General features: G+C 59.8%; 1 protein-coding gene. It reads left to right on the top strand.

Features of this window, described 5'->3' with window-relative positions:
• A partial coding sequence (locus ACFWXH_RS31265; RefSeq protein WP_379125316.1) for a condensation domain-containing protein occupies positions 1-2,075 on the top strand: 2,075 nt, incomplete at both ends.

Below are 2,075 nucleotides of genomic sequence, written 5' to 3'. Positions count from 1 at the left end.
GGCTTCCGGATCGAACTCGGCGAGATCGAGGCGCAATTGACGGCTTATCCTGGCGTGCGCGAGGCCGTTGTCGTGGCACGCCAGGAGGCATCCGGCGACAAGCGGCTGGTTGCCTATGTGGTGACGAGTGATGAGGTTGCTGGCCTTGCGGCACTGTTGCGAAGGCATTTGTCCGGGTGCCTTCCGGATCACATGGTTCCTGCGGCCTTTGTGGTGCTTGACCGTTTGCCGCTGACGCCGAACGGCAAGGTGGATCGTCGCTCGCTGCCGGCGCCAGCGGACGAGGCGTATGCGCGCGGAGCCAGTGAAGCGCCGGTCGGCGAGATCGAGACGATGCTGGCCGGCCTGTGGAGCGAGTTGCTGGGCGTCGAACGCATCGGGCGCCGCGACAGCTTCTTCACCCTCGGAGGTCATTCGCTGCTGGCGGTGCGCCTGATCAGCAGAATACAACAACTGGGGCATGCTGTTGATGTTGCTGCTCTGTTTGAAAGTCCACAACTGTGTGACCTGGCTGCAAGGCTTGGGCAAAAACCAGTAACTATTGTACCGGCCAGTACCATCACACGAGAAAGCACGGCCATCTCGCCTTCAATGCTTCCGTTGGCCGATCTGACGCAGGCAGAAATTGATCACGTCATGAAGCAGGTTCCTGGCGGCGTTGCCAATATCCAGGACATTTATGGACTGTCTCCCCTTCAGGACGGCATGCTGTTCCATCATCTGCTGAGCGAAGCTGGTGATACATATATTGTTGTCTCGCAAATGGCGTTTGCAAGCCGCGAGCTGTTGGATCGATATCTGAGCGCGGCGCAAGGCGTTGTCGATCGTCATGATATTCTGCGTACCAGCTTTGTCTGGGACGAGCTGTCATCGCCGGTGCAGGTGGTGTGGCGTCATGCTTCCCTCGATGTGAACTTCGTTGAGCTGGATGCGTCGGCTGGCCCTGCGTTGGAGCAGTTGAGGCGGCGCTATGATCCGCGGCATTACCGGATGAATCTGGGTCAGGCACCGCTTATGCGTCTTGTCGTCGGGCAAGACACGGAAAGCGAGCGCTGGTTGATGCTGGAGCTTTCCCACCATCTGATTGGGGATCATTCGACCCAGGACGTGTTCAACGAAGAAATTGGAAAAATACTGGCGGGTGAGGGCAATGATCTGCCCGAACCGCAGCTGTTCCGCAACCTGGTGGGACAGGCACGCCTTGGCGTCTCGCAGGAAGAGCACGATCGCTTCTTCCAAGCGATGCTGGGTGATGTGGATGAACCAACACTGCCATTTGGTTTGAGCGATGTCCGCCGCGGCGACAGCCTTGCTGACGAGACGCATGAAATGTTGCCGCGGGATCTGAATGATCGTTTGCGCGGGCAGGCGCGTCGCATGGGGGTAAGTCTGGCGAGCCTTTGTCATCTGGCGTGGGCGCTGGTCATTGCCCGTACGTCGGGACGCAAAGATGTTGTCTTCGGCACAGTCCTGCTTGGGCGTACGCAAGGCGCGGCGGCTCTGGACCGGGCGATGGGGTTGTTCATCAACACGCTTCCATTCCGTTTGAGCCTGGATGAGACGGGTGTGGAGGCTGCTGTACGCAGGGCGCATTCGCTTCTTACCGAGCTCTTACGGCACGAGCATGCCTCGTTGGCGCAGGCACAGCGCTGCAGCGGTGTCGATGCGCCGGCTCCGTTGTTCACTGCTCTGCTGAATTATCGGCATCAAGCTCAAGCCGCGCCGGACCGGACTGAAGCACTGTCGGGTATCGAGCGGTTGGGCGGACAAGAACTGACAAACTATCCGATTGCGCTATCCGTCGAGGATTATGGCAAAAGCTTGGGCCTCACAGCTCAGGTCGTGGGAGGGGTGTCGGCGGCGAGGCTGTGTGCCCTGATGCGGCAAGCCCTCGAGGGTCTTGCGGATGCGATTGCTCACCGGCCAACGGTCCCGTTGTGTCAGCTTGATATTTTGCCGGAAGCTGAGCGCCGGCTTCTGCTCGAGGAATGGAATGACACTGCGGCAGCCTTTGCGGAGGACGCCTGCATCCATGAGTTGTTCGAGGCCCAGGCGGTGCGGTCGCCGGATGCGAT

It is taken from the genome of Mesorhizobium sp. NPDC059054, from assembly GCF_042739215.1.
Classification (GTDB): domain Bacteria; phylum Pseudomonadota; class Alphaproteobacteria; order Rhizobiales; family Rhizobiaceae; genus Mesorhizobium.
The sequence above is the reverse complement of the archived record's forward strand: the minus strand, read 5'-3'. Positions and strand labels throughout refer to the sequence as shown.